Annotated in this window: 3 protein-coding genes and 1 pseudogene; all 4 read right to left on the reverse strand. The window is 74.8% G+C overall.

From position 1 onward, the window contains the following. Positions 1-420, reverse strand: a pseudogene (locus SSBG_RS01080) (hypothetical protein); the annotation flags it as partial. Beyond that, entirely contained in the window at positions 417-683 is a 267-nt protein-coding gene (locus SSBG_RS01085) for a phosphopantetheine-binding protein (protein ID WP_008744392.1), read from the reverse strand. The pseudogene SSBG_RS01080 and the gene SSBG_RS01085, both read right to left, overlap by 4 nt. A 19-nt stretch (positions 684-702) precedes the next feature. Continuing rightward, positions 703-1,938: a hydroxymethylglutaryl-CoA synthase family protein gene (locus SSBG_RS01090; protein ID WP_008744393.1), complete on the reverse strand. Its 1,236-nt coding sequence runs from the start codon at positions 1,936-1,938 to the stop codon at positions 703-705. Further along, the coding region (locus SSBG_RS01095) for an alpha/beta fold hydrolase (RefSeq protein WP_234010301.1) at positions 1,935-2,730 on the reverse strand (796 nt) is incomplete at its 5' end. The genes SSBG_RS01090 and SSBG_RS01095, both read right to left, overlap by 4 nt.

Here is a 2,730-nt window from a genome sequence, read left to right on the forward strand (position 1 = left end):
GTCCTCGGTGACCCGCTCCGTCAGGTTGTTGCCGGCCACGACGACGCCGATACGCCCGGGGGGCGGCGCCGTACGGTCGAGCCCGGCCCCCAGCCACGCCTGGAGGGCGGCGGCGGTGGCGGCCCGGACCGGGACCGGGGCCCGCCGCGTGGTCCGCCGGGCCGCGGCGCGCAGGTCGTCCGGCAGCCCGGGCAGCGCGTCCAGGGCCGCGTCGGGTACGTCGTCCGCCGTCAGCTCGGCCGTGAAGGCGGGCCAGGACACGCCGGGCGTCCCGGCGTCGGGGGGCGGTGCCGGGGCGGTCAGGGCGCACCGTCCCGAGCGCAGCGCGAGGGCCAGGTCCCCGGGGCCGCTCGCGGCGGCCCCGAGCACGCCGAGACCGGTCACCCCCACCGCGCGTCCCGCTGCGGCGGATTCGCTCACAGCTGCTTCCGCATGAGGGCGGCCAGCGTCCCGATGTCCATGCCCTGGTGGAACTCGTGCACGGGCACCGCGATGTCCAGCTCCTCCATCGTCAGGGTGACGATCTCGGCGCGGTCGATGCTGTTGCAGCCCAGGTCGGACAGGGTCCGCTCGGGCGTGAACGAGTTTGGCGCGACCTCCGGCACGATCTCCAGGGTCGTGCGCCGCAGCACGGCCAGGACCCGCTCGTCGGCGCTGGGGGCGTTCTCGGGCGATGCGTTCACGGGGAGTACCTCCGGTTCGTCAGATCCACGCGTACTGGCGGTGGTGGTCGCGCACGCCGGTCAGGGCGAGCAGTTCGGGTCGGTCGGCGGCGCGGCGCAGGAGCGCGTCGTAGCGGCCGGGGTCGATGTCGCGGTGCGCGGCGGGACGCAGGCAGGCGCTGTTCTCCGCGAGCAGCGCGGTGTACTCGCTGAAGCCGAGGTCCGCGCGGGCGCGCAGCCGCGGCCCGATGCGGGCCTCGGCGACGGCGGCGGCGGCGTCGGGGCCGACGACGCCGCTGAAGAACTCCGAGGAGCAGCCGGAGCCGTAGGAGAAGAGGCCGACGCGGGCGGGCCCGTCGAGCGGGGTGTGGTCGAGGGCGCTGGCGAGCGCGAGGTAGAGCGAGCCGGAGAAGAGGTTGCCGGTCTGCCCGGGGTGGACCAGGGAGGGCGCGACCCGGCGCTCGAAGTCCTCGGCCACCGCGTCGGCGGGGCTGCGGTACAGCTCGCGCAGCAGCCTGCGGTGCGCGGCCCTGACCATGCCGGAGAAGGGGGTGTGCAGGGCGAGCAGGTCGAAGGTGGTCAGGAAGTCGGCGTCCTCCACCCGGGAGCGGTAGTCGGCGAAGCTGCGGGAGAAGCACTCCAGGTAGGCCATGAGCGACCGGTCGGCGTCCGCGATGTCGAGGTCGGGCCCTGGCCGGGCGGAGTCCAGGGTCTCGAAGCTGTGCACGCCGAACGCGCCCAGGTCAGCGGTGAGGACCCGGGGCCGGTCGCCGACGAGCAGGGCCACGGCCCCGGTGCCGGTGACCGGCTCGGCGTACTGGGCGCGCTCGTCCGCGAGGGACATGTCGGTGGAGATGATCAGTACCTTCGCGCCGGGCGAGATCCCGGCGGCCAGGTAGGCGACGGCGAGTTGCAGCGCGGCGGTCGCCGCGTAGCACGCCTGCTTCATCTCCAGCAGCCGGCAGCTCGGCGGCAGGCCGAGCTGCTCGTGCACGTAGGAGGCGATGGACTTGCTGTAGTCGATGCCGGACTCGCTGGTGGTGACGAGGAGTTCGATCCGCGCGCGCTCGTCGGCCGGTATCCGTTCCAGCAGGGGGCGGGCGGCGTTGACGGCGTGCGTCACCGGGTCCTCGAAGGGCAGCGCCACCGCGCGCCGGTCGGAGGCGACGTTGTCGAAGCGGCGCGGGTCGAGGCCGCGGCCGTCGAACACGGCGCGCGCGCTGACGGCGGCACTGCCCGCGTACACGTCCAGCGCCTCGATCCCGTACGCGCTCATCGCTCCTCCCCCAGCTCGGTGAGGAACGCGCTCAGCGCCGCGGTCACCCCGTCGGGGTCGGTGACCGTCGGGAAGTGCCCGGCCCGCGGCAGTTCGTGGTAGCGGGCGTCGGGTATGGCGCCGTGCATCAGGTGCGAGGTCTTGCGCGGAACGACGGCGTCGACGCCGCCCGCCACCACGAGGGTCGGCACCGCGATGTCGCCGAGCCGTCCGAGGAGGTCGGGCTGCTGGGCGAAGACGTCCAGGTAGCGCAGCCCGATGTGCGGGGCCATGCTCTCGCAGCGCAGCAGCCGCTCCGTGTACTCCGTCCGGCGCCGCGCCACCTCCTCGGCGCCCGCCGCGACGACCCGGTCGAGGTCCTCGGCGACCAGGTCCTCCAGACGGTTCACCTCGCCCACCCGGTTCGCGTACCGGTACGAGCTGCACAGCAGGGTCAGCGACGCGGCGCGCTCGGGGTGGGCGAGGACGAAGCTCTGCGCGAGGAGCCCGCCGAAGGAGGTGCCGACCACGTGCACGGGCCCCGCCACGCCGAGCCGGTCCAGGACCTGGAGGTACAGCTCGGCGATGCCGGGCAGCGAGATGTCGTCGGCGCTGGTGGTGGCGCCGACGCCCGGATGGTGGACGGCGAGCACCCGGTGGCGTCCGGAGAGGGCGGCGACCTGGTCGGCGAAGACGCCGGCGCCGATGTTGAACGGCGGCAGCAGGAGCACCGCCGGGCCCTCGCCGCACTCGAACACCTCGACGGCCCCGGTCGCCATCGCCAGCAGGTGCCGCCGTGTCGCGGGGCACCGC

The sequence above is a fragment of the Streptomyces sp. SPB074 genome (assembly GCF_000154905.1).
Classification (GTDB): Bacteria; Actinomycetota; Actinomycetes; order Streptomycetales; family Streptomycetaceae; genus Streptomyces.

Coding starts and splice junctions, on each gene's coding strand:
- SSBG_RS01090 (WP_008744393.1), bottom strand. CDS start 1,938: ATGAGCGCGTACGGGATCGAGGCGCTGGACGTGTACGCGGGCAGTGCC.